1 protein-coding gene is annotated in these 555 nt (G+C 51.0%); it reads left to right on the forward strand.

The genetic code is table 11. The annotated features are described in order from the left end of the window. Nucleotides 1-101: 101 nt before the first annotated feature. Nucleotides 102-555, forward strand: a 454-nt coding sequence (locus P0G09_RS15490; protein WP_275253094.1) for a DUF4368 domain-containing protein, incomplete at its 3' end; no start/stop codon positions are given.

A 555-nucleotide genomic window follows, 5' to 3' on the forward strand; every position in this document is an offset into this window, starting at 1 on the left:
ACAGGGACTTCAGTCAAGACTTCTTTGATTGCTCTCTGCACAAGAAGAACGGGAGCAAGTGCAAGGGACACTTCATCCGGGTAAAGGTTTTGGAGGGCCGTGTGCTAAGCCATGTTCAGCGGGTGACGGACTACATCCTCTGTCATGAGGACTACTTCCGCAAGGTCATGGAGGAGCAGCTTCGGGTGGAAAGCACCGAAAAGCTGACTGTCCTGAAGAAGCAGCTTGCCCGGAATGAGAAGCGGATCGCAGACCTCAAACGGCTGTTCATGAAGATTTACGAGGACAATGTTAACGGAAAGCTTAGCGATGACCGCTTCGACATGATGAGTCAGAGCTACGATGCCGAACAGAAGCAGCTGGAAGAGGAAGTTCTCTCCATCCAGCAGGAAATTGAAGTACAGGAACAGCAGATCGAGAATATTGAAAAGTTCGTCCAGAAAGCGCACAAGTACGTTCATATTGAAGAACTCACCCCTTATGCTCTCCGTGAACTGGTGTCGGCCATCTATGTGGATGCCCCGGATAAGTCCAGCGGAAAGCGGGTGCAGCACA

The organism is Faecalibacterium sp. DFI.5.82 (assembly GCF_029076575.1).
Taxonomy (GTDB): Bacteria; Bacillota; Clostridia; order Oscillospirales; family Ruminococcaceae; genus Faecalibacterium; species Faecalibacterium duncaniae.